The sequence below is a fragment of the Halospeciosus flavus genome (assembly GCF_029814175.1).
GTDB classification, from domain to species: Archaea; Halobacteriota; Halobacteria; order Halobacteriales; family Halobacteriaceae; genus Halospeciosus; species Halospeciosus flavus.
Genome location: NZ_CP122312.1, coordinates 1150192 through 1173880 on the forward strand (window position 1 = coordinate 1150192; position 23689 = coordinate 1173880).

At 58.5% G+C, this 23689-nt stretch carries 23 protein-coding genes and 3 pseudogenes; 8 read left to right on the forward strand and 18 right to left on the reverse strand.

Annotation, left to right across the window (positions count from 1 at the left end):
• Positions 1 to 199 precede the first annotated feature (199 nt).
• Both P0Y33_RS06020 and P0Y33_RS06025 read left to right on the forward strand, forming a co-directional pair.
• Positions 200 to 943 carry a BGTF surface domain-containing protein gene (locus P0Y33_RS06020; RefSeq protein WP_279529641.1) on the forward strand — a complete coding sequence of 248 codons (744 nt, stop codon included), beginning with the start codon at positions 200 to 202 and terminating at the stop codon, positions 941 to 943.
• 58 nt (positions 944 to 1001) lie between these two features.
• A complete protein-coding gene (locus P0Y33_RS06025; protein ID WP_279529642.1) occupies positions 1002 to 2114 on the forward strand; it encodes a transposase in 1113 nt (370 codons plus the stop codon).
• Positions 2115 to 2356: 242 nt separating this feature from the next.
• On the opposite strand, the gene P0Y33_RS06030 is transcribed toward P0Y33_RS06025, so the two are convergent.
• Together P0Y33_RS06030 and P0Y33_RS06035 are read right to left on the reverse strand one after the other, a co-directional pair.
• A complete protein-coding gene (locus P0Y33_RS06030; protein ID WP_279529643.1) occupies positions 2357 to 3841 on the reverse strand; it encodes an RNA-guided endonuclease InsQ/TnpB family protein in 1485 nt (494 codons plus the stop codon).
• A 627-nt stretch (positions 3842 to 4468) separates the two neighbouring features.
• On the reverse strand, positions 4469 to 4975 hold the full coding sequence (locus tag P0Y33_RS06035; RefSeq protein WP_279529644.1) for a hypothetical protein: 507 nt from the start codon (positions 4973 to 4975) through the stop codon (positions 4469 to 4471).
• Between the two features lie 108 nt (positions 4976 to 5083).
• On the opposite strand from P0Y33_RS06035, the gene P0Y33_RS06040 reads away from it, so the two are divergent.
• A complete protein-coding gene (locus P0Y33_RS06040) occupies positions 5084 to 5266 on the forward strand; it encodes a hypothetical protein (RefSeq protein WP_279529645.1) in 183 nt (60 codons plus the stop codon).
• A 184-nt stretch (positions 5267 to 5450) separates the two neighbouring features.
• The gene (locus P0Y33_RS19205) at positions 5451 to 5606 is read left to right on the forward strand and encodes a DUF7563 family protein (protein ID WP_456071250.1); all 156 of its coding nucleotides are present in this window, start codon (positions 5451 to 5453) and stop codon (positions 5604 to 5606) included.
• Positions 5607 to 5717: 111 nt separating this feature from the next.
• Here P0Y33_RS19205 and P0Y33_RS06045 read toward each other — a convergent pair whose 3' ends face one another.
• Both P0Y33_RS06045 and P0Y33_RS06050 read right to left on the reverse strand, forming a co-directional pair.
• Positions 5718 to 6488 carry a cupredoxin domain-containing protein gene (locus P0Y33_RS06045; RefSeq protein WP_279529646.1) on the reverse strand — a complete coding sequence of 257 codons (771 nt, stop codon included), beginning with the start codon at positions 6486 to 6488 and terminating at the stop codon, positions 5718 to 5720.
• 1166 nt (positions 6489 to 7654) lie between these two features.
• Entirely contained in the window at positions 7655 to 8023 is a 369-nt protein-coding gene (locus tag P0Y33_RS06050; RefSeq protein WP_279529647.1) for a hypothetical protein, read from the reverse strand.
• 361 nt (positions 8024 to 8384) lie between these two features.
• Between P0Y33_RS06050 and P0Y33_RS06055 the strand changes: the two genes are divergently transcribed.
• Both P0Y33_RS06055 and P0Y33_RS06060 read left to right on the forward strand, forming a co-directional pair.
• Entirely contained in the window at positions 8385 to 8537 is a 153-nt protein-coding gene (locus P0Y33_RS06055; RefSeq protein ID WP_279529648.1) for a DUF7837 family putative zinc-binding protein, read from the forward strand.
• A gap of 374 nt (positions 8538 to 8911) precedes the next feature.
• Positions 8912 to 9820 (forward strand): NAD-dependent epimerase/dehydratase family protein, encoded by a 909-nt coding sequence (locus P0Y33_RS06060; protein ID WP_279529649.1) that lies wholly within the window; start codon positions 8912 to 8914, stop codon positions 9818 to 9820.
• Between the two features lie 309 nt (positions 9821 to 10129).
• Here P0Y33_RS06060 and P0Y33_RS06065 read toward each other — a convergent pair whose 3' ends face one another.
• The 8 genes and pseudogenes from P0Y33_RS06065 to P0Y33_RS06100 form a co-directional block, all read right to left on the reverse strand.
• Positions 10130 to 10636, reverse strand: coding sequence for a DUF7342 family protein (locus tag P0Y33_RS06065; RefSeq protein WP_279529650.1), 507 nt, complete (start codon positions 10634 to 10636; stop codon positions 10130 to 10132).
• A gap of 296 nt (positions 10637 to 10932) precedes the next feature.
• Positions 10933 to 11730 carry a hypothetical protein gene (locus tag P0Y33_RS06070; RefSeq protein WP_279529651.1) on the reverse strand — a complete coding sequence of 266 codons (798 nt, stop codon included), beginning with the start codon at positions 11728 to 11730 and terminating at the stop codon, positions 10933 to 10935.
• A gap of 69 nt (positions 11731 to 11799) precedes the next feature.
• A pseudogene (locus P0Y33_RS06075) lies at positions 11800 to 11937 on the reverse strand (RNA-guided endonuclease TnpB family protein); the annotation flags it as partial.
• 14 nt (positions 11938 to 11951) lie between these two features.
• Positions 11952 to 12446, reverse strand: a complete 495-nt coding sequence (locus P0Y33_RS06080; protein ID WP_279530092.1) for a transposase — start codon at positions 12444 to 12446, stop codon at positions 11952 to 11954.
• The gene (locus tag P0Y33_RS06085) at positions 12377 to 13255 is read right to left on the reverse strand and encodes an IS4 family transposase (RefSeq protein WP_279529652.1); all 879 of its coding nucleotides are present in this window, start codon (positions 13253 to 13255) and stop codon (positions 12377 to 12379) included. Before P0Y33_RS06085 ends, P0Y33_RS06080 begins: the two co-directional genes overlap by 70 nt.
• An 85-nt stretch (positions 13256 to 13340) precedes the next feature.
• Positions 13341 to 13904 (reverse strand): annotated as a pseudogene (locus tag P0Y33_RS06090) (RNA-guided endonuclease TnpB family protein); the annotation flags it as partial.
• A gap of 210 nt (positions 13905 to 14114) precedes the next feature.
• A complete protein-coding gene (locus P0Y33_RS06095; protein ID WP_279527462.1) occupies positions 14115 to 14930 on the reverse strand; it encodes an IS5-like element ISH1A family transposase in 816 nt (271 codons plus the stop codon).
• A gap of 72 nt (positions 14931 to 15002) precedes the next feature.
• Positions 15003 to 15590: pseudogene (locus tag P0Y33_RS06100) on the reverse strand (RNA-guided endonuclease TnpB family protein); the annotation flags it as partial.
• Positions 15591 to 15760: 170 nt separating this feature from the next.
• Between P0Y33_RS06100 and P0Y33_RS06105 the strand changes: the two are divergent.
• Complete coding sequence (locus tag P0Y33_RS06105) at positions 15761 to 16870, forward strand: transposase (RefSeq protein WP_279529653.1); 1110 nt, start codon at positions 15761 to 15763, stop codon at positions 16868 to 16870.
• A gap of 187 nt (positions 16871 to 17057) precedes the next feature.
• On the opposite strand, the gene P0Y33_RS06110 is transcribed toward P0Y33_RS06105, so the two are convergent.
• From P0Y33_RS06110 to P0Y33_RS06135, 6 genes are all read right to left on the reverse strand, one after another.
• Entirely contained in the window at positions 17058 to 17495 is a 438-nt protein-coding gene (locus P0Y33_RS06110; protein WP_279529654.1) for a hypothetical protein, read from the reverse strand.
• A 429-nt stretch (positions 17496 to 17924) separates the two neighbouring features.
• Positions 17925 to 18812, reverse strand: a complete 888-nt coding sequence (locus P0Y33_RS06115) for a type IV pilin (RefSeq protein WP_279529655.1) — start codon at positions 18810 to 18812, stop codon at positions 17925 to 17927.
• 121 nt (positions 18813 to 18933) lie between these two features.
• A complete protein-coding gene (locus P0Y33_RS06120) occupies positions 18934 to 19722 on the reverse strand; it encodes an ABC transporter permease (RefSeq protein ID WP_279529656.1) in 789 nt (262 codons plus the stop codon).
• Positions 19719 to 20561, reverse strand: coding sequence for an ABC transporter permease (locus P0Y33_RS06125; protein ID WP_279529657.1), 843 nt, complete (start codon positions 20559 to 20561; stop codon positions 19719 to 19721). Before P0Y33_RS06125 ends, P0Y33_RS06120 begins: the two co-directional genes overlap by 4 nt.
• Positions 20558 to 21613, reverse strand: a complete 1056-nt coding sequence (locus tag P0Y33_RS06130) for an ABC transporter ATP-binding protein (protein ID WP_279529658.1) — start codon at positions 21611 to 21613, stop codon at positions 20558 to 20560. Before P0Y33_RS06130 ends, P0Y33_RS06125 begins: the two co-directional genes overlap by 4 nt.
• A 30-nt stretch (positions 21614 to 21643) precedes the next feature.
• Positions 21644 to 22570 carry an ABC transporter substrate-binding protein gene (locus tag P0Y33_RS06135; protein ID WP_279529659.1) on the reverse strand — a complete coding sequence of 309 codons (927 nt, stop codon included), beginning with the start codon at positions 22568 to 22570 and terminating at the stop codon, positions 21644 to 21646.
• A gap of 318 nt (positions 22571 to 22888) precedes the next feature.
• Here P0Y33_RS06135 and P0Y33_RS06140 point away from each other — a divergent pair, with 318 nt between their 5' ends.
• Positions 22889 to 23689 carry an enoyl-CoA hydratase/isomerase family protein gene (locus tag P0Y33_RS06140; RefSeq protein WP_279529660.1) on the forward strand — a complete coding sequence of 267 codons (801 nt, stop codon included), beginning with the start codon at positions 22889 to 22891 and terminating at the stop codon, positions 23687 to 23689.

The window sequence follows — 23689 nt, forward strand, 5'->3', positions numbered from 1 at the left end:
AAGCGGTCGCTCAGGTGGCTTGTTGTTGGCGACGCTCAGTTGTTTGAGACCAATAGCTACAGGAATCCCGGGCGTCGCTATAAGCCGATTTTGAGCCTCCCTCGGAGCTATAGGCACCAATCGAATATGTCGTCCATGGAGCCGCTGACCGATCGGGGATTGGCAACTAACTACTCGCTGTCGAAACACCCATAGTGAAATGCTGCCCTCCAAGAGACAGCTCATCGTTATCGGCCTCGTGGCGATACTGCTGTGTACTGGGAGCGTGAGTGCAGCCACCCTCAACGTAGCTGACCCATCCGCTCCGGATACCGACGAGAACCGGTCTGGCACAACCCTGCACTTCGACGGCGAGCAATTGACTCTGCCATCGGCCGCCGGGGTGACTATCGTCGGGACAACCAGTCTCTCGCCGGGGACCGACGTGAGTGTCCGTATTCGGTCGAGTGCATCCGCACATCCATTCCTGATTACGGACTCGACAACAGTCGACCGAACTGGGCGATTCCGTGCTGTCGTCGACCTGTCTGAAGTTCCAGCAGGAACGAACTTCTCGATCGTCGTCCATCACGATGGGACACAGCTGGTCGAGACCCGCGGAACAGTCATCGACTGCACCACGGCGTGTCCGGACAACCAGCCCACAGAGACGCGGCTTTTCGCGAGCGAGGACCCAATGATGGTTAAAGCGGCGCCGGGAATCGCACTCGACGGCATCGCGAACGTCTCCCCTGGATCGACGCTCTCGATTCAGGCTCAATCGAGTAGCGGCACTCCCTTCATCAAGAGTACAACTGCGACGGTCAGCCAGAACGGCCGGTTCCGAACTGTCCTCGACTTCGGTGGGCTCTCCCCAGGGACGGAGTTCACACTCACAGTCCGGTACAACAACAGTACCCTCATCGAGCAGTCAGGTGTCGTGTTGACATCCTCCCACGGCTAAACAGTAGGTGCCGAAGTAGCTGAGTCGTCGTTTTCGTTGTCGGTGACCTATCTGTGGTATGATTCACGCAACTGAGGCGAAACAGCTGTCTCGTGCTGCCTCGTCGCTGCTGTTCACGGGGCTCGATTTTGCTACGAAACCGAATGGATTGTATCCGAGCGAGGACTTCGAGAAAGTCCTCGCTCGGAGTGCCTTCGACGGCGAATTCGTCCATACAACCGCGAAAGAGCTGCAGATAGCTCGCGGTGAAGACATCGATCTCCAAAACCGGAGTCCGCTTGCGAAATCACTTCTCTATCATCTTCGTGGACTCAGCCCGGACACCATCGACGCTCAGTTCGATGGTGTCCGGGCAGTCACGTTCGCTCACGCCCGCCGACAGCGGGCGTTCGCTCGGCCGGTCGACGTCGCGTTAGACATTCACGAGTGGCTCTACTACGGCTCGGCCGAGACACCGCACGTCTGCGCGATCAATCCAGACCGTGGAACGAACCTTGCGTACGCGTTCGTTACACTCTGTATTGTCGATCCAGCCGTCCGATTCACCTTAGCGTGCGAATCGATCGAGGCGGATGACTCCCGCACCTTGCGGGAGTCTATCCGCCGACTCATCGCCACCGCACGCCAGTTCGTCCAAATCAACCGCGTTTACTGTGACCGTGGATTCTATCGAGTTGCTCTCATCGAGACATTAGCCGATCTTGACGTCGAATTCGTCGTGCGTGCGCCGAAGACAGTGGGCGTCAAGCGCGCGCTTGACGCCCACGATGAACCCACGTTCGTCACCGACTACGAGATGGTGAGAAAGAATCCACCGACCGGACGAGTTTCGGTGACACTCGTCGTCGTCCCGCACCGCAGTCGGGACGACGACTCGTTGTGTCTGGTGACCAATCGTGACGTCTCGGTGGAGTTCGCCGAACCGCTTGCGGAGGCGTACCGGCGTCGGTGGGGGATAGAGACGTCCTACCGGAAGATAGGTGAGTTCCTTCCGCGAACGTCGTCGCCGACGTTCGCGGTGCGGTTATTCGAGTTTCTGTTCGCTGTGGCGATGTACAACCTGTGGATTCTGGTGTGTTTCTGTTTGGTTGAGCAGCGAGTGTTGACTGATCGACCAGCCGTCTCGACAGCCTTGTTTCGGCTGTTCGTCCTATCGCTGCCAGATGGATAGAAGAGGATGCGGCGGCTGACCCGGCTCGCCCGGGTCAGCACGCCGCTGCCGACTGGCAAGGCTTTCTGCAGCCTTCTTCAAGGGACTCAGATAGCTTGACGAGCGTATGGCTAGGAAGCAAACACCAGTAAATCGTGTTCATTTCACTCCCCTTCCCGTCGGTGGTCGATCAAATCTGTCTCGAACTTCGGCACCTACTGTAAAGCCGTGGGATTCCTTACGCAGGTGATTCAGGCGGTCGATTAGACCTGAGACCCCGAAGGCAAGTTTCCCGGTGTGGTACTCTGGTTTGTGGGGTCCTCTTTGGTCGAGTGATCAGGCTGTCGCCAGCCGTGATCGTCCCACTCGAGGCGTGGCACCACTCTCTGGTCGCGGTTGTGGTCGTGGTGTCCATCCTCCGTCGTGTTCTCTCGGGAGGCCACGGGCCGTGCCATCGGCCCTTGTGCTGGAAGATCGAGATGCTGTTCGTCGGCTTGTTCACGAAGGAAGTTGACGCTCGCGGCTAAATCGCTATGGTTCTCACTGTTGCAGTCGAGACACTGAAGCAGATCTCCACTCCGGTGAACGTGTTGACTCTCACAAGTGGGACACTGCGAGGAGGTCCCGGCTTCACTCTCTTCGCGCACTGTGATGTCGTACTCGTCGCCGAGCACTTCTTGGAGTCGCCGCCGAAAACGCCCGTGAGCCCAGAAGAGGTGGGTTTTCTCGTTGACCGTCGCCGACCAATGACTCGCCCGGACATCGTCTAATTCCCCGACGATGAGTTCATCGACGTCGTGGTCGGTGAGCCACTCGCCGAGATGGCGAACGAGTGCGTCTTGAGCGTGATCACGTTGGGCATCGCGGCGTCGATACAGTTCGCGAATGCGTGGACTCGACCACTGCTCTTCGGGCAGTTCGGACTGTTGGTGGGCAATCCGTCTCGTATACTCGTGGAAGCGCTCGAAGAGCGGGCGGCCGTGGAACAGGAGTTGCTGGCCGGTCGAGGTTGTGACGGCGGCGAGATTATTCGCGCCGATATCCACCGCTGCAACCGTCCCCTCGCCGCGAGAACTGGTTGCCAGTGTAGTGGAAAAGCTTGACTGTCGACGGTGAGGTTGGTGGTTCTCGTCGCCGACAGTCTGGTGTGCGGTGAACGACTCGGCGTCGCGATCGTACACAATCTCCAACCGACCCTGCTTGCCCGTCCAATGCGGCCTCCCGCGTACTTCGAGGCGTAACCGCTCGTGGTGCCCCAGTCCATAGGCCTCTTTGAGTTCCATCCCGACCGGGATTTCGACCCGACTCCGCTTGCCTAACTCCAGCGTATACTGGTCGTTCCGGATGACCGTGTGCAACACTCGCTGCTCGCCATCCTTCCAGTATCCTGGCGGCGACGGTTTGTCCGTGACCGACTCATTCTCGGGATCTCGATATTTCGAGAGTAACTTGAAGAACGATTTCCACGTCGACCAGTTCTTCTGGACGAGTTGCTGGGGCGTACTCGAACTGAGGACCTGTTTGTAGCGTTGCCGGAATTTCTCCTGGGTGGTCGCGCCTTTGACTGCCGTCCGCAGCTCGCCGACCGGCACTCGCTGATCGGCGTTCTCTCGAACGTTGAAGAGTGCTTGGCGGCGCTCGTAATTTACCTCGTTGTAACAGGCAGCCGACGCATCCAACAGTTCGAGCAATAGGCATCGCTCTCGCTGTGAGCGTGCCCGTAGCTCGAACGTATTGGTGCGCCGCATCATCAACCTATACGATTCCCCTAAGGAAAACCATTCCGACATCGACCCAGAGAATCACGGCCGGCCACAGAATATGGTAATCGAGACAGTGCCTATCGCTTGGACCCACGACTGAAGTCGTGGGCTTCCGCTAATACTCTGTCACGATAGCCGAGCCTTGAGAGAGATATTCTCAGCGCAGGAAAACTGGTGTGGGGGAGGTATCTCGATTCTCGAAATACCCCGGGACCAGACGGGATGCAACACCCCTTTTTCGAGTTGTAAATCATATAGGGTAGTGTAAGGGGGCGTGAGTCAAATCCCCAAAATACGCCGATAGACGCCCAAAAAGGCGCTAAACACTCGAAAAGACCCCACCCCGAGAACTCGACGACGCCGACCGCAGACAAACGAAACGTACTCTCCGTTGACGGCGCCGACCCGGAATCCGTCGTCCAGATACCGACGGTCGAGCGGTCACTTCGACGCCGAGATACAGCTCGCCGAGACGAGTTCCCTAGTCAGAGCCAAAACTCGTCAGCGCTCCGTCTGACGAAGTTTCAAGGACTTACCCCTCCGACAGAGAACTGCAGAGGCACAGTCGGTCCCTGTCTGGCACCCTGGTCCCTTCTCCCCCTTCTGTACACCTCACTTGAGTCGGTGCTTTCCCGCCAATCCGACGCCGACGAGGAACAACCCACCGCCCAACACGAGCAATCCGCCACCAATGTATAGCGGCAGGCTGCTACTCATAGGACCCACCTGTTCGGTCTGCTGGCTCGTCTGCAATGCGTAGGTCTCGCCCTCGTAGTGTATAGCGTAGCACCCGTACCCACGGGTGATGTGATCGTCAATGAAGTGGAAATCCGGTGCCGTCGCCACCTCATTTTCGACGACATATTTCCCGTCCGCGAGTGCCCGCTGGAAGTGCCGTTGACCCGTTTCCGAGAGGTTGTGGTAGTCGACGCGGAACTCCTCGACGCCGTCGACATCACCGCTCTCGTGGACGACATTCGCGCAGTAGGAGTCCCCACTCTCGATCGAGTACACGTAGTCGGTGTCCCACTCGGCCATCAGCAATCCGACGAACGGAACGGCAGCTGCCGACAGGAGGAGGATGGCGCCGACGAGGGCCAGGGCGGTCGACCGCTTCACTAACAAAAAGTGTGACAGTATCCGGTATGGGCTTTCTGGATACTCGTCGAATACCGACTGTCGTCCCGGCGACCGAAGATTGATGGACGGTCCACCAACAGTTCGTGTATGTCCCACGAACACGGACTCGAGGCCGGCGACGAGATCCGCGATATCGGATTCGGCGAGCTCAGCACGGTCCGAGAGGTCGGCGAGGAGGGCGACGTCTTCTGGGAAGCGGACCGCAAGGACGGGGAGTCCGCAAACCAAGTCGCTGCCCGACTGGAGAGTGGGCGCTACGAAATCGTCTGAGCGCGGCACGATCGCTTTGCCGAATGCGTTTCGTCGGGAGACAGGCAACGACGAGAGGGTCGTCGTCCATCGTCCCACGAGAAAACCGACACCCGAATTCTTCGAGCAAAGCGCCAATTCCCGTACGAGCGGGTAGCTCCGCCACCAGAGAGTATATGGCGTTGTCGCAGCAACTGTGCAGGCAGTGCCGAAGTGCCAAAACTGTGAATCCTTCGTGACCGCAGACTACGCACGAGTATTCACTCCCGACGGCGTCGAACAGCCACGGGTCTGCCCGAACTGTGCAGACAAGATACGCGACGGCGCAGGTGTCCGCGAAGCCCGGAGCAAGCGCCGTTAGCGAATTGCTGAACGCTCTCTAGTTGAGGGGCAGCCTGAACCGAACTCGAAAAGAATGCTGTGTTCTGAGCGGACTTCTCGGAACCACTCAGCACTCTACTCGCCGTCGCGTCTAGCCCTCTTGCTGAACGGGCTTGAGGAGCGGCTTCTTGTCCTCGGCCGGAATGTCGCCCCATTTGACCGTGCCTTTCGAGGCGATGTTGTCGGGCTGCATCGGCGGCGAAGAGAGGACAAGGGCGGCCGTGAACTCGGGCGGGCGAGAGTGCTCGCTGCCTGGGGCTTCGCCAACAGACTTGGCACCCGGGCCAGTCGCCGACCCCACGACGATGCGCCCGACCATCCCGTAGACCTCGTGTGGAGCACACATGATGTCGTGGACCCCCTCCGTCTCGAAGGTGTATAGCCAGTAGTCGCCTGGGGTGAGGATCGGCGAGGAGAACGCCGGGACGCCGTCCGGAACACGCTGGTTGTATCCGAAGCCTGGGTGGTAGGCGTTGACGTTGTGGTGTGGCGTGGCGATGTTGAACTGGACGGTATCGCCCACGTCAATCTTCAGGCCCGTCGGCTCGAAGAAGAACTCGGGAATCCACGCGTCCTGTCGCGGCCTGAAGACCAGATTGACGGTGTGGTCGGGCTCGACCGGTTTGGACTCGCCGGCGGTTCCGATGTAGCCAAACCGGGGATCGATACTCTCGGCATCTTGCTGTTTGGTGGTCTGCATTGTCGTCGTCTGTGTCGACGTCGAAGTCGTAGTCGTCTGGGAGTTCGAAGCGGAGCAACCGGCAACCGTCGGTATCGCCGCAGCACCGAGCGCCGTGAGTAGTTGGCGGCGTCTCGGAGCCAGCCGGTCCGATGCGTCGTCCCCTGTGTTTTGGTCTGCCATACCGGCGTCCAACGTGTTAGACATTCACCACTTAGAAGTGTCGATGCCCTAAGGAAAGATGACTGTGTACACGTAGGTGTTCTCTCCCGACGGCGTCGAACAACCACGAGTCTGTCCGGGCAGTGCGAACGAGATACGCGACGGCGTCGGTGTCCGAGAAGTACGAGGCAGGTATCGTCAGGTCTCTCGCGACTTCCGTCGTACCGAGCCGTTTCTCGACACCGCGGTATCTGATCGGATTTTTGGCCTAATTAGTTAGGCAGGTCTTCTTTTCCCCTTCAGCCTGTATTCAGTATTGCCGCGACACTCTCCCCCCAGACCGTGCGACCAGGCAACTTCGCGGCGTGTGACACTCCTTTCCCTCTCCCCCTTCGCTATCTGTCAACTAGTGATCATTCTGATTGTCGATTTACTAGATAGTCAAGAATAGTAATCAAATGGCCACCAGATTAATATGCTGAACTAGGAATGCCTAGATGGCTCCGGTGAAGCCGTCGACAGGCATCCGTCGGATCTTGGGGGAGAGGACGACGAATGCCGCTGGCGTCTTCTCCGGAGCCAATCGTCGACGCAAAGAAATCATTTAGCTGTCGTGTTCTGAATACGGACGAGTGACTGTTCAGCGGTGTCGACAAGACAGAGTCTGGCCCAACGCGTTCAGCAGAGAGAACGGACCAGCCACTGTCCACGACGACGCCACGGTGTTGACGTCGAAGCCTCGGTGTCGCGATATCTCTGGAGTACGCAGTTCGACAGGCCGCGTCGACGGCGATGAGGCAATTCCGAGAAACTCGTCGTGTGCAACCTGATCGAGAATTTCGACAGCGTACTCCGAGCGGTACACGAGTACGGCTCTACGAGGAAAGTGCTGCCTTCGAACAGACGATGGAAGGCCAAATGCCCCATCCCGGGCCAGGTTGCAGGGGCAATCCAGAGTCGTGAGCGATACGACGATGGTAGGCTTCGATAGTTCGAAGGCAGCACCTGAAACCTCTTGACGAACCCACTTCAAAGAATATAGTGTAATCTGATACTTTCTGTGGAATTGCGAGAAGTGGCTCGGTGAGGTTGATTGAGAGCCCCGAGCGTCCCGGTAGTCGTGTGGGGATTCAGTTCGACCGGCCCGTATTTCGTGCGGCGGCATGCCGAACGCCCGAAGCTGCGGACTACTCGAGGTCGAGAGTCTGTCGACACTCAAGAATGAATCCCGCGAGGCTCCGTGCGGCGTCGCGTTCAAGCGCGATGATCACTCCCTCTGAGGGGGACTCCTGGATGACCGTGAATACTCCGCCTTCGTAGAGTTCGATCATCGCGTCGAACTCCCCGAAGGGGCTATCAGGTTGGCGAAGCGGTTCGCGCCGGCGAGCCTTCCCGACGACCGACTCTGCACGCTGTTCGGCACGCTCTCGGGGCAAATCCTCCCTGCGATAGATGATCTCCCAGTCCTCTTCTGTGAACGCGACGGCCGTCCGGAAGTAGTCGCCTGCCTGCTCCTCCACGTAGTCGACGAGTTCGCGGTGTGGCCGACTCGACATACCTGAAGCCGGTTGTGCCATTGTCTTAGGTGTCCCGGCGACGAGCACACTTCTCGATGACGCTGTCTCTCAGCAGGAACAGTGGCCGCCCTGGAAGGAGCCCATCCAACTGCACGCTCCGTTCCCCTGGAGAGGTCGCAGCGTCGTGTTTCCAGGGCGGCATTGTTGGTTTCTCACGGCTACTATTTGAAGCATTGTGTGTCTATCCGACAATATTCTCCCCGTGTATTCTTCGGTGATCTTGATGGCCTTCTGGAAGTCTGGAAGTCTGGAAGTGCACTCCTCTCGCTCGCTTGGACGAAATTGACTGCGGCGGAAACTTCTTGCAGGCACCGCCACAACGTCCACGTACTACCCACTCATGTCCGAAAAATCGATACTCGGTACTTGCCCGGACTGTGGTCGCGAACTTTCGAGGGCTGCAGTCCTCCTGGAGTGGGAGGAAGCCGACGGCGACGGCATCTTCGCCGAGTGTATGGACTGCGACGACGTCGTCCGCCCGGTACTCGAGTGAATATTTCCCAGCCACGCGACAGAGCCTCTTGAAGGTCCTAAGCACTGGCCGATCGCTGACTGCGTCATCGGGGCAGGAGGCGCCGTCCACGGCACGACCACATAGCGAGCGCCAGCACTAATCGATGTCCCGAACGACGGCTACGACTCGAAGAACCACTCAGCGCTGAGCACGGAATTTTCGAGAGTTGCGACTTGTCGGCGACGACATCTCCACAGGAACAGGCGTCCGCGCCTCCATATCTACGCCTTATCGCGAGAACTACTTAAAGGAATTCGTGGGTACACTTGACGCCTCGCGAGACCGCACCACTCTGGACCCTCGCTGTACGCGAGGAAACCTCTTTGGTGTTGGTAGACAGACACACGCACGGAATGAACGAGTTCGAACACGACGTCGAAACAGTGGTCGTGACAGGCGCGACGGGGAGCGTCGGGTCCTGGGTGAGCGACCACCTCGCGAACAACGATATCGAGGTCGTCGGCATCGACTTCGAGCGCCCAGCAGAGACCCGGACGAATCTTCGATTTCGCGATATCGACCTGCGCGACCAGGCCGAAGTCTGGGAGACGTTTCACGAGATCCAGCCCGACGCCGTCGTCCACTGTGCCGGGCTCTCGGACCTCATGGATACACCCGGGACGCGTGTGTTCCAGAACAACACAGAAAGTACGTACAACGCACTCGTCGCCGCGGCACGCGTCGACGCCGAGATTGTCTGGATGTCCTCACAAGCGACATACGGTGCGCTCTTCGCCGAGGAGCCGTGGGTTCCGGACTACCTGCCCATCGACGAGGAACATCCGACGCGACCGGAAGATCCCTACGGCCTCTCGAAAGTCTGTGGCGAGGAAATTGCGAAGACGGTCGCCCGCCGCTACGACGTTCCGGTGACGACGCTACGGGCGGCGACGATCCATACGCCGGATGGCCAGCATACACGCCCGCCCAAAGAAGACGTCTCACTCGAGAGCGACGACGTCCGTGGGAACTTCGGCTCCTACGTGGACGTTCGGGACGTCGCGGAGATGGTCGAGGCCGTGTTTGCGGCCGACTTCGAGGGCTACGAGACGTTCATCTGTGCGGCCGATACGAACATCCTCGGTCCGCCCACGACGGAAATCGTCGAGATGATCTGCGGGACAGTCCCCGACCAGTGTGACCTCGAAGGCCAGGAGGCAGCCCTCTCGAACGCGAAAGCCAAGTCCGTCCTCGGGTGGGAACCGGTCCACTCGCGTACCGTCCCCGAGCCGGGCGAGAAAGTCGACCTCGGGTGGCGCTAGTCGCTGGAGTTCGGTCGTCTTTTTCGGGTGTCGCGACTCGGCGGCGACGAGGTATCCACAGGAACAGGCGTCCGCGCCTCCATATCTACACCTTGTCGCGAGAACTACTTAAAGAGATTCACGATATTCGTTCAGAGCAATTAGCCCGAATCGGGTGAGGAGAATAGTCGGTCCTACAGGGTCAGGATGAATCCGATACGGAGACTGCTTGCCTACTGTATCTCGAGATGCTGTTCGAGTGTATGGAAGCCAGTCGAATATGCGTCGAGGAGACAGAGTGTCTATCGGCACGGACTCAGGCTGGGCCATTCAGCGATCGGCTTGCGCCAGCTGCCTGGCAATCTTGTAGATCCGAATATCCCGAATCGTCGCCTGCCAGTCGCTCACTGCCACCATTCGGTCGTGGTCTTCCTCGTGGCTCTCCTGTCCAAACACGTTCACCGCTGACGGATTCGCCACGCCAAAGCGCATCTCGTAGGACTCTCGATCCGCTTCGAGATCCTGGATCCGGCTGCGAATCGTCTCGGCTGAGTGGTCGTGTGCAATCTGGGTAGCCTCCTTGCACTCGAGATACTCGTCGTCGCGTTTGTACCGCGCAGGCTGACTCTCGCGGTCGGCTTGAGCAACACCGATTTCGGCGAGTCGATCTAGATGCTTCTTCGCAGCATCTGGGGAGCAATCCGCTAGCGCCGCGATTTCGGTGTAGTCCATCGGTTCGCCCAGTCCCAGCACGAGGTCGTGGACACGGTCGAATGTATCTGTGCCCTCTTGCCACCACGACCCCTCGCGGTCGGGCACGGGATCGAACTCGGACATACTCAGGAGTTCACCGTGCGTACAGATATACGACGGTACTCCGCAACGGGACGGGTACCACAAATCTCCACAGAGATCACTGTACTCACGATGTCCATTCAGGATACGTATACACGGTTCGGGATAGAGTAACACGTGTTACTACGACCCGTGGTACTCTACTGGAAGAGGTGGTGTGTCTACTGGAACAACTGGAACTACTGGAAACCGGGGTAGTGAATCCGTATCGCGCAAGTTGTAGCAGACGGTCGCTCGAAGTCCATCCTTGACAGAATATGCGGCTCAGACGCTAACACTCAGGATGACGCGGATTCCTGCCCCTCGATATCTTCGCGGACATCGATCACGGTTTCGAGATTCATGTCGACCTCCCATCGGTAGCTCCGACCGCCCTCGCGGCCATGGTTCTCGTCGGAACGGATCAAGAACCCCAACATCTGGAGGTCGTCCAGATGGTTCTGCACAGACTTGAGGCTCGTTAGTGGGTCTTGGCCCCACGATTCAGCTACCTGCTCGTAGCGTTGCTGGATCTGCTTTGTTCGAACTGCCCCGCCAACCTCCTGTTGTTGGCGTGCGACGGCCTCAAGGACCAGCTGGGCGTGCATCGTCTGGTCGTCGATCTTGTCTCGGAGCTGGCCACGGTTCACTCGATCGCGGACCCGCTCGACGTGAACGTTCGAAATGGTTCCATCATCGGCTTTCTGCGCGGCGTCGGCGGCTTCACGGAGGAGGTCGATAGCCTGGCGTGCGCTACCGTCGTCTTTCGCGGCGAATGCAGCACACGCAGAGAGCGCACTCTGCTCACAGACGCCGTCGATGAATGCCCGTTCGGCACGGTCTCGAAGAATGGTCTGGAGTTCGCCCGCATCGTACGTGGAGAAGGCGATTTCTTGTTCCATCAATGTGGACTTCACCTTCGAGGAGAGCGAATTTCGGAACGTGTAGTTGTTCGAGATGCCGATAATACCGACTTTTGCCGTCTCAATATGTCCATTCGCCCGTGCGCGAGGAAACTCGTACAGAAGCGCGTCGGGATCATTGAGGTGGTCGATTTCGTCGAGGACGAAGAGATGTGTCCCGCCGATACGGTCCATCTGATCGTGACATCCTCCCCGCCGCGAACGGCGGGGCTTCCCGTCCCGCGAGGTGGGATATTTGCCGGTCTACGACACGACTTGCTCTCTCGTGTGAAACGTCCCGCTCTCGCGGTCGAACAAGTGTGTCGATGGCTGTGCCACACAGCCGTTACTCCTATCCTCGCCGTGAGGACTCGGAGTTATCTTCTGGCGCATGTTCTCCGCCCATTCGTCTTTAGTTAAGACTCACACCTCGGTTGTGTAGCGGTAGCGAGCGTCTCTTGTAAGATCGGTCGTTGCTTGTGGATCTTCTGTGCGTCCTCGATCAGCCGCTCCAACAGCGGCGGTGGCGAATAACCGAGGTGCTCACCGAGTTCGTGGAGGATGAGCTGGGCGTGCGACCGGAAGGTCGCCGCCCAGCGTTCCGGTGGAAACACGAGCTCATCATCCGCCTGCTCAGTGACCAGATCCAACAGATCACGGCTCACAAGCAGTGACAGCAACGCTGCGTACAGCAAGATCTTCACCACGTGCTCGTTGCTCGTGTCGAACTCGTCCAGGTCGTACTGCGTCTTCAACTCACGGAACAGCAACTCCACTTCCCACCGACACCGGTAGATCTGCGCTAAATCCGCCGGAAAGAACTCCTCTCGCGACAGATTTGTCACGTATAGATGGTAGTCGTCGGCGTCCTCGTCGCGGACGCCGACGACGCGGAACCGCTTCGTATCCAGCGACCGCGTCCCGTTGTACGGCCCGCGCTTGAACTCGACTTCGACTTCCACATCGATGTACGTCCGGTCGAGATCGTCGAGCACATCACGGAGTTGCTTGCCCTCAAGGGAATGGCGCGGCCGCGCCATTCCCGTAATTCATCCGTAATCACCGGATTCGCGTTCTGTTTCAGCCGGCTCACGAAGGAGCCGCCGTTCTCGTCGATCCGCGCAAACCGTCGGTACTTGAAGTACGCGAGGTCGAACAATACGAGGCGGTTCTCAAGCCACGACCCTGTCTTGAACAGCGTGCTGTCGTGTGCTTTCTCGTCGGTAACGTCGATCCGTTCAATCGTCTGTTCAGTGGCATTGTGGAGCAGGTGGAGCTTCGCTCCAGCCTGCTCCTCGTGGCGGGCTTCGAACTGATCAGCGAGAAACTCGTGTAACCGCAACACCGTTCCATCAGCGATCATTACATCACTGAATCGGTCGATGTCAACGTCAACAGTGTCGGGAACAGCGACCTCGTCGAGACCGTGCTCGACGAGGTCGCGGAAGTACTCCGCGAGCGTCGGCGTCAACCGCTGATAGAACCCACCCGGTGAGATCGGCTCGTCAGCTGTGGAGTTGTAGCTGCGTCGAAACCCTGCGAGTGTTCGGCGTTCGCCTGCGGCGAAGCCGAACACGAATGCCCAGACGAAGACGGGAATCTGGAGCTTGCGGTCGCGTTCGACCACGCCGAGTTCCTCGGCGTGCTCTTCGAGGAACTCGGAGGGAAACAGTGTAGTGAGCCGACGCATAATCCGTGATGAGGAGGTTTCGTTGTGCACACTCGACACCTCCTCATTCCTTCCGAAAAGTAGCCTCGATAAGCCGCCACTGTCACGCGGTTCGTCTCCTAACTAAAGACGGATGGTTCTCCGCCCCGTTGCAATCCGCGTTCCCGACTAACCCACACGACGAGCAAACGTACAAGCCACGGTGCTTCCGGTTCGACTTCGTGTCGTCACCACACCCCGAGCACGTCTTCGAGGTGTTCCACTCGTTCTCCTTCAGTACCTCGACACCACGAATCTCGCCTTTGTAGTCGAGGTACTGGTAGATGCGGTCGAACGCCCACGTATGGAGTTTCTTGTTGCCGGTCTTCCCCCAGTCCGATTCGCGCACGTCTTCGGGCCAACTCACCGCGAGCGTGCCCACACCCCGTTCGACACACTCCGTGATGATGGTGTCCGTCAGCGTGTGGTAGAAGTGCGTCTCGCGGTCTGCGAGTTTTCGACGTGCCCACATCGACTTCTCGGACGGCCCGCTCTCACCCTCTGTATCGTACTCAGCACGTTGGAAGTAGTGCTTGTCTTCTTTGAGCGAGTTTCCGGGGTAGAGAACGTATTCGTCGGGGAACGCGACCGTGGCGATGTTCTTGATTCCGAGGTCGATGCCTGCTACTCCGTCGCGTGCGGAGTCGTTGGTTTCGAGTTGCCTCGTTGAATCACAAGACAGCGTCGGGGTAGGGAAGACTATTCGTAGTTTCACAGCGTCAGAGACGGGTTCTTGACCTCAGAAGATGCAGTAGCTGTCACTCACGGCGGTTGCTGATGAGTCAAAACTATGGCACCTTGCTCCGTTGTTCGAGTGACGACGGCGATGCCTCTCCCGGATACGTCCGGAGAAGGGGAGCAGGCGGCGAGCCTAACTCGCCGCCTGCGTCAGGTTATGGATGATGCACTTCCGAGTCAGCTCCCGGAACTGGCCGTGCCAGCTCCGGGAGCGCAGCTTCTCGCCGTCGTCTTCCTTCAACTGCGAGAAGCCCGTCTCACTCATCCAGCGTTGGTTGTAGTCCTCGTTCATCCGGGCGTTGTGAGCCTTCTGCAACGGTGTTTGCTCCCTGTGCTTGATCAACGGTCGCGTTGATTCGGAGCGACACTCCTCACGGAGGTCGCTCCACGAGTAGTTCGCGTCAGCAGACAGCACCCGCAGGTCTTCCGCGTTCCGGCGGAAGACCTGCATCCCGATGTGGCCGTCCCACGCCTTCTGCGTCGTGTAGTGAACGTCCTTGATCGCTAGCGAGTTCACGTCAATCAAGATCGTCGTCTTCATCGACTGGAACGAGTAATTCGCGCGGTCGCGGTAGTGGTAGCTGGTTTGATCGCGCTGGAAGCCGCTCGCGTCAATCGCGGCTTCGCCACTCCAGCCCGCCTGCTCCGCGCTTCGGCGGAGCAGGCGGCGGAGTTCACGCATTCGATACTCGTTTTCCCACCGGCAGAACGAGCTGTAGTGTGGTGCTTCGTCAAGTCCAAACACGGCAAGAACACCGGGCATCTCGTTGAGGTAGTCCTCGGATTCACGGAGGCTCTTTTCCAGTTCGACACGGTACAGAATCAACGCGATCTGCACCCACTCGGCGTACCCGCCCGCGCCGTCCGGCGCGGCGGGTACGTCCGGATCGTCAACGTGCTGTTTGGCAAGGTTTCGACACATCCAAGCAAGCCGTCTGAGCGATACCATATCGCCAGACGGCGTCCAATTCCTGGTTAGCTTGACGGAATCTTCCGGGGAGAGCGTCTGAAACTTCCATCAATCGGTGGCAAAACAAGGCATTTCGAGTGCGACTTTGCAGACGAAGTGCAGTTCCCACTCGTCACCGTTCCAGACCGCCCGAACGTTTTGTACCGAGTTGACTTCTGAGAGGTCAACATCGGGGCGGGTCTGGTACTCGCAGAGCAGGAAGTCCGAGCGATGGTCTTTCAGGTTCTTCCCCTTCGAGAGTCGGACGCGGTTGTTCTCTGGGTCGTGTTTGAACCCGTCTTCTTTGAACGTAACCGTACTCTTGGGCCGGGTGTCGCCGTGTTTGCGGTAGCCGGGCGGATTCGCCTCGTCGAACTTGTGTCGCAGGTCGAACCATGACTGGAAAGCGTCGGAAAGTTCTTCGATGACTTTCTGACTGGATTGTGCGTTCAAGTCTTTCCAGCACTCGCGATTCTTCATGTACGATTTCAGCACGCCGCCATCGGGGATTTCGCCGGTTGCATCCCAGATGCGGTCAGCTGTCCATCGTGCGACGTTCCAGATTTTCGAGGCGGAGTTTCCGAGCGAGTCGAGGCCATCACGTACCTGCCGGTGGTTCTGGATGGAACTAACGTAGGTACGAGTGGCCTCAATCGCCATACATAGCCTATGTAGACAAACTTACTTAATGGTGTGGATGTGGATCAGCGTTGAATATCCGGCCTGTCATCGGCGGTGGTCTGTGTAGGAGTTGTCGGATTCACTCCCGCCCTGAACAGTAGTTGCCGAACCTAGCTGAGACTCATCTTGATTCAGTTCCATTCTTCGGTATGGTCGAGACAACTGAGGCAAAACAAGTCTCTCGTGCTGCTTCGACACTCTTGTTCCCGGAACTGGAGTTTGATGTGAAACCATGCGGCAAGTACACGAGAGAGGATTTTCTCGAAATCCTCTCTCGTATCGCCTTCGACCAGGAATTCGCCAATACGGGCGGGAAGACACTTCAGTTGGATCGTAACGAGCAGGTAGACATCACGTCCACTGCTCGGAACTCACTCGCTAAATCGGTGCTCTACCACTTGCGAAATCTCTCGATGGACGCCATCAACGCACAGTTCGATGGCGTCCGAGACCGCCTATTCGAAGTCCTTCGATCACAACGGCGACTTCCCGCTCATGTCGACGTTGCCATCGACCTCCACGAATGGCGGTTCTACGGTTCAGCTGACACCGACCACGTGATAACGACGTATCCTGACTTGGGAACGAACAGAGCGTTTTGCTTTGCAACGCTCTGTATCGTTGCGCCACGCACTCGGTTCACTCTCGCTGTACTGCCGATGGACGCGAACGGCTTTCGCGCCAAGCGCGAAGCCGTTCGCTCCTTGATCGAAACTGCACGAGAGTACGTCTCGATTCGACACGTCTACCTTGATCGTGGCTTCTACCAAGTCCACGTCGTCGCAGAGTTAGAGGAGCTAGGTATTGATTACATCGTCCGTGCACGCCCGAGTAGTGGAATGAAAGACCGTCTCAGCGCCGGTGCTGAGACGGTCGTCGATGCATACACGATGCAGCGAAACCGCAAACCCACAGCGTCGGTAGATGTCACGGTTTTCGCGGTTCCGCACCGTTCGAACGACGACGAGCACGTCTGGTTCGTGACGAGTTTGGACGTCGATGCTACAACAGCCAAAGCGTACGCGGCGGCGTTCCGCCGCCGCTGGGGGATAGAAACATCATATCGGCAGATCGGTGACTTCCTTCCGAGAACGTCGTCGCCGACGTTCTCGGTGCGGTTGTTCTACTTTCTGTTCGCCGTTTCGCTGTACAATTTGTGGATCCTCGCAAACATCCTTGTCAGTGGTAAGCACCAACCAGAGAAACCACCAATCTCGACGCCGATCTTTCAACGACTCATCTTGACAGACCACGGCTAAGCGAGCTGTTCAGTTTGACCGGGAAACCGGTTAGTGAGGGTTCTCTGGAGAGGTATCGCTCGGGAACGCCGTCGAAGCGGCGTTCCCTCGCTTGCTCCGAGCCTTACTGCGTGGAGAAAAGTCCCACTCGCTGCGATTCTGAAGTAAACACTGGCGTGATTGCTTCGATGAGAATCTGATTCGGCAACTACTGTGAAGCACAGGATTCTCTCCTTGAAACAGGATAGAGTTCCTCGAACGCATCTGCCGTCGAGGGTCCTTTCTTCGGAAATCGTTCGGCGTGCTCTGGAAGCAGATTGTTGACGAGACGCCGAACAGTTGAATATACACGTTCGTTGTTACAGTTCACCTTGGAGATGTCGATGGTGTCGGCGGTCTCTCGACGTCCTGCCTCTGCCTGGAGTTCGGACAGAACGTAGTTCGTGACGGCCGTCTTTCCGACACCGGCTTTTCCAAACAGAAAGACGTTGTCGGGGCTTCGTCCGAAGAGCGTGTCTGAAAGGGCGTGTTTGTATTCCTCGATATCATCTTCACGCTCGAGGATTTCGTCCGGCTGATACTCTTCTTTGAGTACCCGCTTGTCCCGATATATGGCGTCTTCGACGTCCTCAAACAGACCAGCCATTGTCTCTCAATTCCAGTGGTGAGTAATAAAAACATCATTTCGAGTGTTTCGAGTGTTCTGTTTCTTTAAGTACCACGGGGAGGGGTCTTTTCGAGTGTTAACTCGATACTCAGGCCGCAGTGCACTGTGTGACGAGACTTTCCGCTACCCATAGAGATATAATATACGCGATAAGGAGAGGCATCTCTTGTCTAAACACTCGAAAAGACCCCTCTGTTCCGGCTCTGACTGAGATAGACTGGATTTTCAGATCGTCCGACATCATGGTTTACAGGGCTGTTCGAGTAGATAAACACTCGAAAAGACCCCACCCAGCGCCAAACGTCTCCTGTCGCAAAATACGGAGAACACTCGAAAAGACCCCTCCGTCTCTGGGCACTCGACACCGACCGAGTCGCCGTATGCACCGAAAAACGCCGTGTGTACTACTCAAGACGGATCAGTGCCGTCGGCTGTATCGGAGACCTGTACCGTCTCTGTCTGCCCGGCCGAATCAGTGACGGTGAGGACGATGATGAACTTCCGTCCATAGGCATCGTCTCTACGAAGTGTGACCGTTCCCGACGCGGTCGTCCCACTCACCGACGGCGTCGCGGTGTCGACTACCTTCTCGCTCCCCTTCCAACGCAGTTCGAGGGTGACATTCCGAAGTCCGCGGTCGTCCGTCGCCTGCCACTCGACGTTGAACTTCACGACGCCCTTCTTGCCTTTGCACTTCCCACTCTCCGAACGGTCCGAACACTGGCTCTCGTCGGTAACGTTGACGAGCGTTACCGTCGGTGGACTGTCTGTCTCGGAAGTCGTCGTAGTCGTGGTTGTCGTTGTAGTCGTCGTCTCTGTGTCCGTCGTCGTGGGCACATCTTCACTGGACACGCCGATAGTCCTCTTGCAGACGACGTGGGTTGGCGTCACGAGGTAGACCGTCGTGTCTGTCTCCAACTGTCCAAGTCGAGCGGACTCGCCGACCTCGAAGCGACCATCTCCGTCGCCCTCGTCGACGACGAACGGGAGTCGAGACGTTCCAGAGTCGTTCTGGACCACGACCGAGAGCCGCGCGATCTCGATACCGTTCCCACCGGAATGGGCGATAGTCAGTGTCTCGTCGTACGCGATGTGGCAGTCTGTCGCCGGCGCGGGATTGCCTGCCTGCTCCGCGAAGTTCGCGACGACGGCGCCGCCAGCCACGGAGATCGTGACCGTGACGAGGCCGACCATCAGCATGGTGGCGAGAACGTCGGACTGCCCACGTTCGACGTCGACATCGAAGAAGCGGCCGCTATCACCGTGGTCCTCGTTGCGACACCACCCCCACCACATACCTAGTACTTACAAGGAGAAGGTAAACACCTTGCGGCGTCAATAGGGTTGGGAAATCACCAGAAACGATTGTACAACTCCTCTATAGCTCGAAAGTACCGATACCGGTCCAAAAGATGGGTCAGTTCGACGGGTCGAAATAGCGACTCGCGAACGCGACAGTGACCATGACGACGATGAGCAGCGTTGCGAGCGCGTTGATCGTCGGCGTGAGGCCCGTCCGAAGCATTGTGTAGATGACGACGGGGACCGTACTCGTGCCAGGTGCGATGAGGAACTGCGTCGCGGCGAACTCGCCGAACGAAACGACGAACGCGACGAACATTCCCGAGAGGATTGCGGGCGAGATGATCGGTCCTGTGATGTTGAGGAACGTTAGCGTCGAGTCGGCGCCGAGCGTCCGGGAGGCCCGCTCCAGGTCCCGATCGAACGTGACGAGTTCCGAGCGGACGAGGAGGAACACATAGGGAAGCGTCAACACCGTGTGCCCGACGATAAGTGCGGGATAGCCTGACGGGACCGAGAGCGTCCCGAAGTAGCGAACCAACGCGATGCCCGTGATGATCGGCGAGATTACCATCGGGAGGAGCATGACCGAGGAAATCTGTTCTTTGTACGGGAAGTCGCTACGGACGAACCCGAAGGCCGCAACCGTCCCGACGAGCGCCGAGAGAATCGACGAACACGTCGCGACGACGACGCTCACCCTGAGGGAGTTGACGAGCTTGCTGTCGGCTAGCAGTTGTTCGTACCACTGGAACGAGATGCCGTTTTTCGGAATCCCGGGGAACGATTGGGTCGTGAACGACGTGACGACGACGATGACCACCGGGAGGAGTAAGAATCCGTAGATGAGGGTCACGACGCCGACGAGACCGAGACGATTGAACCGGCTCGTGGCAGTGCTCATATGCCCCCGAGCACCTCCTCAAGGTCGGCGACAGCGTTGAAGATGCCCAGCAACCCGAGCAGTATTATCGTGTACACGACGGCCAGCGCCGACGCGAACTGGATGTTGTAGTTGTCGAGGAACGCTTGCGCGATGTAGTTCGCGACCATCTTCTGTCCGGGGCCACCGAGGACGGCGGGCCCGAGGAAGGATCCGGCAGCGAGGATGAACACGATTAGCCCCGCGGCGACGACACCCGGGAGGCTGAGCGGCACGACGATCGAGGCGATCGTCCGCCATCGTCCGGCGCCGAGGATGCGGGAGGCATCCAGCAATTCGGTATCGATCGAGTTGAGCGAGTTGTAGATCGGCAACACAGCAAAGGGCAAATAGACGTTCATGAGGCCGATGATGACTGCCGGCGTGGTGAACAGGAGATCGACCTCGAGGCCGGTGTACGTGGCGAGTGGCCCGGCCGGCGAGAAGAACAACAGCAGGCCGAAGTATCGGACGATGTATGCGATCCACAATGGAACGACGACGAGGGTCAGCGCCAGGCGTATCCGCCGACTCCCGAACGAGAGGTAGTACGAAAGGACGTACGCCAACAGGAGGGTGAGGACGGTTGTCGCCGCCGCGTAGAGGAACGAACGGACGAACGCGTCGATGTAGAGGCTATCGAAGACCCGGTTGTACGCCTGGAAGGGCTGTCCGGTACCGAGGGCGAGACTCTCGGGAACCAGAAACACGAGTGGGAGGACGAAGAAGAGTCCCACCCAGGCGACGCCGAACGCCGCGAGGTGTCGATTGCGAATCCGCGTGCTCATCCACCGGGGGATGGGACTTCGCTGGAACCTCATATCGAAATCACCTGCTCGGGGTCGAAGCGAACAACGACTTCGTCGCCGACGTCGAAGTCGGGGAATCGATGGACGTGAGCGAGTGCGACAGAGCCATCCGCGAGTTCGACGTGGACTTCGGCACGGTCGCCGAGGTTCGCGATTTCCGTAATCGTCCCCGTGAACGCGTTTTCGGCGTCTGTAGCGTTTGGCGTCGACGCCGCGACGAGATCGATGTCCTCCGGGCGCACGTACAGTGAGAGCTCTGTGCGGTCCGGGTAGGTTCCACTGACCGTGATGGGTTTGCTGTCGTTGTGTACGACCGCACGGTTGTCGCCCTGCTGGGTGACCTGCCCGTGGAAGCGAGTGGACTTCCCGACGAATTCGGCGACAAACTGGTTCGCCGGTGACTCGTAGATTCGCTCGGGCTCGTCGATCTGTTGGGCCTTGCCGTCGTTCAAGACAACCACCTTATCCGACATCGAGAGGGCGTCCTCCTGATCGTGTGTGACGTAAAGGGAGGTCACGCCAACTTCACGCTGGATGCGGTTCAGCCAGCCACGCATCTCCTCGCGCAGCACTCGGTCGAGTCCTGTAAGCGGCTCGTCCAAGAGGAGGATGTCGGGTTCGTACGCGAGTGCGCGAGCCAACGAGACCCGCTGTTGTTGGCCACCGGAAAGCTCACCGGGACGGTGGTCGCCGTGATCGGGCATATCGACGAGTTCGAGTGACTCGTCGACCCGGTCGTCGACGGCGGCCTTCTCGTAGCCGTGCATCTTCAGCCCGTACGCGATGTTTTCGCGCACGGTCATGTGGGGGAAGAGCGCCGTATTCTGGAACGCCATCCCGATGTTGCGCTTCTCGGGTGGGTCGTCAGTCACGTCCTCCCCGCGGAGGAAGATTTGCCCATCTGTTGGTTCGATGAGTCCGGCGATCGCGTGCAGTGTCGTCGACTTGCCACAGCCGCTCGGTCCGAGGAGTGTGACGAATTCACCCTCCTCGATACGGAACGACAGGGAGTCGACCGCACAGAGGTCGCCGTAGTACTTCGTGAAGTCTTTCACTTCCAACATAATTTCGATATGGGTCCTCGACTAGTCGTGTTAGGCCTTGATTTGACCGAGACGCTGCGACCAGGCCTCCTGCTTGGGGAGGAGCACCGACCAGTCCCGGAAGGCCAGATCCGACGCCGGCGCGTAGTCCGGGAACTCTTTCATCCACTTCGGCGGGTTCGGAACCTGCACCGTGTAGTTCATCCCTTTCGCGATCGACAGCAGGTGCTCTCGCTGGTACGTGAAGTTGAGGAGATCGTGCACCGCGTCCTTGTGTTTGGTCCCCTTCACAATCGCGAGGTTGTCGGCCCACGCCATTGCGCCCTCCTCGGGGATGACGTACTTGATGTGGTCGTACCCCTCTTCTTGGAGTGCGAGAACCCGGCCACCCCACGCCTCACAGATCCACGCGTTCTCCTGACGGAGATACCGGATGGAGGTCGCGCCATTACTCCAATAGGAGAAGACGTTCGTGTCCTGTGCCTTCGCCTCCTGGAACATCTTGTCCGTCTTCGATTGGTTTCCAGGAACCTTGTTGACGTTCAGATTAACCGAAATCGCACAGTTCGAGAGCCGGTCGATCGTCCGGTCGATGAGCGATACCTTCTCCTCGTATTTGGGGTCTTTGAGGTCGTCCCAGGTCGTGAGTTCCGTGTCGATCTTCTCGGTGTTGTACGCGTAGCCGGTCGCTCCGTTCTCACGGATTAGTCCCATCGTCTTCCCATCGTCGGAGGTCAGGAACGGGAGTCCGCGTGCGCTCTCGCGGATGTTCTCCTTGAAGTTAGGGACCTTCGAGAGGTCGATCGGCTCCAGGACGTCTTCTTTCTGTGCCCGAGCCATTCCCGTGTCGTTCAGCGCGACGACGTCGTAGGCCCCTGGGTTCTGCTTGACGAGCGACAGCATCTCGGTCGTACCGCCAGCCGGCGTTCCCGAGACTGTCACACCGTTCTCCTCGCCCCACTTGTTGAAGACATCCATCTGCGTCTTCTGGGTGTTCCCGCCGAATCCGATGAACCGGAGTTTGGAGGGTTTCCCACCCGATGAGGCATTCTGTCCAGAACCAGTGCTGCAGCCAGCCAGTGCAGTTACACCGCCTATTCCCGCGACTTGCAAGAATCGCCGCCTCTTGTGCGTGTTGTTACCTGACATGCCCACCCCGTGGTTGTATAGCATACTATATTAATCTTTCTTAGCCGTAGATTTCCCAATCGAATCGCAGATGATTCGGAACTTTCCCAAAATAATGGAAATTCTTATGAGGGGTAGCGCAGAACAATGGTAGTGCCACGATAACAGATGTCATCAACTCCAACCACGGACGATCGACCGGTTCGCTACGATGTCGAAGATCGAATCGCACGAATCACGCTGGATCGGCCAGATAGCCTCAACGCGGTCACTCCCGAACTCTACGAGGGGATCGAAGCGGGCCTCGAACAGGCGGCCGCCGACGATGCACGCGTCGTCGTCATTCAGGGCGAGGGACGTGCGTTCTGTGTCGGCGCCGACATGGAACAACACGACGAACGCGAGCGCTCGGCGAAGGAGCGCCGCGAGTACGTCTGGCGAGCACAGGACGCCTGTCGAGCGGTCCAGACCAGCGATTTACCCGTGATTGCCAGCGTGCACGGATACGCAATCGGTGCAGGCGCGGAACTCGCGCTCAGTGCGGACTTCCTCGTCATGAGTGAAGATGCCGAGATCCGGTTCCCGGAAGTGAGCATCGGCACCTACGTCGGCGGCGGCGTGAGCTACACGCTGTCCGCACGTGTGGGTGCGGCGAAGGCCAAAGAGCTCGTCCTCCGCGGTGCGACCGTTACTGGAGCCGAGGCTGACGAGATGGGCCTTGCCAGTGAAGTCGTGCCGAGAGCAGATCTCGAGGACGAGGTCGACGAGTTGGCCGATGACCTTGCAGGGAATGCACCGATTCCGATGGCGTTCGCAAAAGAGCAATTCGACCCGGCTCGCCAGGCAGACCGGGACCACCGGCTCACCGCCGAAGCCGAAGCACTGCTCGCCTGCATGGGGACCGACGACTGGCAGGAAGGCGTCGACGCGTTCGCAGAAGACCGCGATCCAGTCTTCACGGGTGAGTGA

Coding starts and splice junctions, on each gene's coding strand:
- P0Y33_RS06105 (WP_279529653.1), top strand. CDS start 15,761: ATGGTCGAGACAACTGAGGCAAAACAAGTCTCTCGTGCTGCTTCGACA.
- P0Y33_RS06065 (WP_279529650.1), bottom strand. CDS start 10,636: ATGTCCGAGTTCGATCCCGTGCCCGACCGCGAGGGGTCGTGGTGGCAA.
- P0Y33_RS06120 (WP_279529656.1), bottom strand. CDS start 19,722: ATGAGCACTGCCACGAGCCGGTTCAATCGTCTCGGTCTCGTCGGCGTC.
- P0Y33_RS06115 (WP_279529655.1), bottom strand. CDS start 18,812: ATGTGGTGGGGGTGGTGTCGCAACGAGGACCACGGTGATAGCGGCCGC.
- P0Y33_RS06030 (WP_279529643.1), bottom strand. CDS start 3,841: ATGCGGCGCACCAATACGTTCGAGCTACGGGCACGCTCACAGCGAGAG.
- P0Y33_RS06045 (WP_279529646.1), bottom strand. CDS start 6,488: ATGGCAGACCAAAACACAGGGGACGACGCATCGGACCGGCTGGCTCCG.
- P0Y33_RS06055 (WP_279529648.1), top strand. CDS start 8,385: ATGTCCGAAAAATCGATACTCGGTACTTGCCCGGACTGTGGTCGCGAA.
- P0Y33_RS06050 (WP_279529647.1), bottom strand. CDS start 8,023: ATGTCGAGTCGGCCACACCGCGAACTCGTCGACTACGTGGAGGAGCAG.
- P0Y33_RS06020 (WP_279529641.1), top strand. CDS start 200: ATGCTGCCCTCCAAGAGACAGCTCATCGTTATCGGCCTCGTGGCGATA.
- P0Y33_RS06140 (WP_279529660.1), top strand. CDS start 22,889: ATGTCATCAACTCCAACCACGGACGATCGACCGGTTCGCTACGATGTC.
- P0Y33_RS06130 (WP_279529658.1), bottom strand. CDS start 21,613: ATGTTGGAAGTGAAAGACTTCACGAAGTACTACGGCGACCTCTGTGCG.
- P0Y33_RS06125 (WP_279529657.1), bottom strand. CDS start 20,561: ATGAGGTTCCAGCGAAGTCCCATCCCCCGGTGGATGAGCACGCGGATT.
- P0Y33_RS06110 (WP_279529654.1), bottom strand. CDS start 17,495: ATGGCTGGTCTGTTTGAGGACGTCGAAGACGCCATATATCGGGACAAG.
- P0Y33_RS06135 (WP_279529659.1), bottom strand. CDS start 22,570: ATGGATGTCTTCAACAAGTGGGGCGAGGAGAACGGTGTGACAGTCTCG.
- P0Y33_RS06025 (WP_279529642.1), top strand. CDS start 1,002: ATGATTCACGCAACTGAGGCGAAACAGCTGTCTCGTGCTGCCTCGTCG.
- P0Y33_RS06040 (WP_279529645.1), top strand. CDS start 5,084: ATGTCCCACGAACACGGACTCGAGGCCGGCGACGAGATCCGCGATATC.
- P0Y33_RS06095 (WP_279527462.1), bottom strand. CDS start 14,930: ATGGTATCGCTCAGACGGCTTGCTTGGATGTGTCGAAACCTTGCCAAA.
- P0Y33_RS06060 (WP_279529649.1), top strand. CDS start 8,912: ATGAACGAGTTCGAACACGACGTCGAAACAGTGGTCGTGACAGGCGCG.
- P0Y33_RS06070 (WP_279529651.1), bottom strand. CDS start 11,730: ATGGACCGTATCGGCGGGACACATCTCTTCGTCCTCGACGAAATCGAC.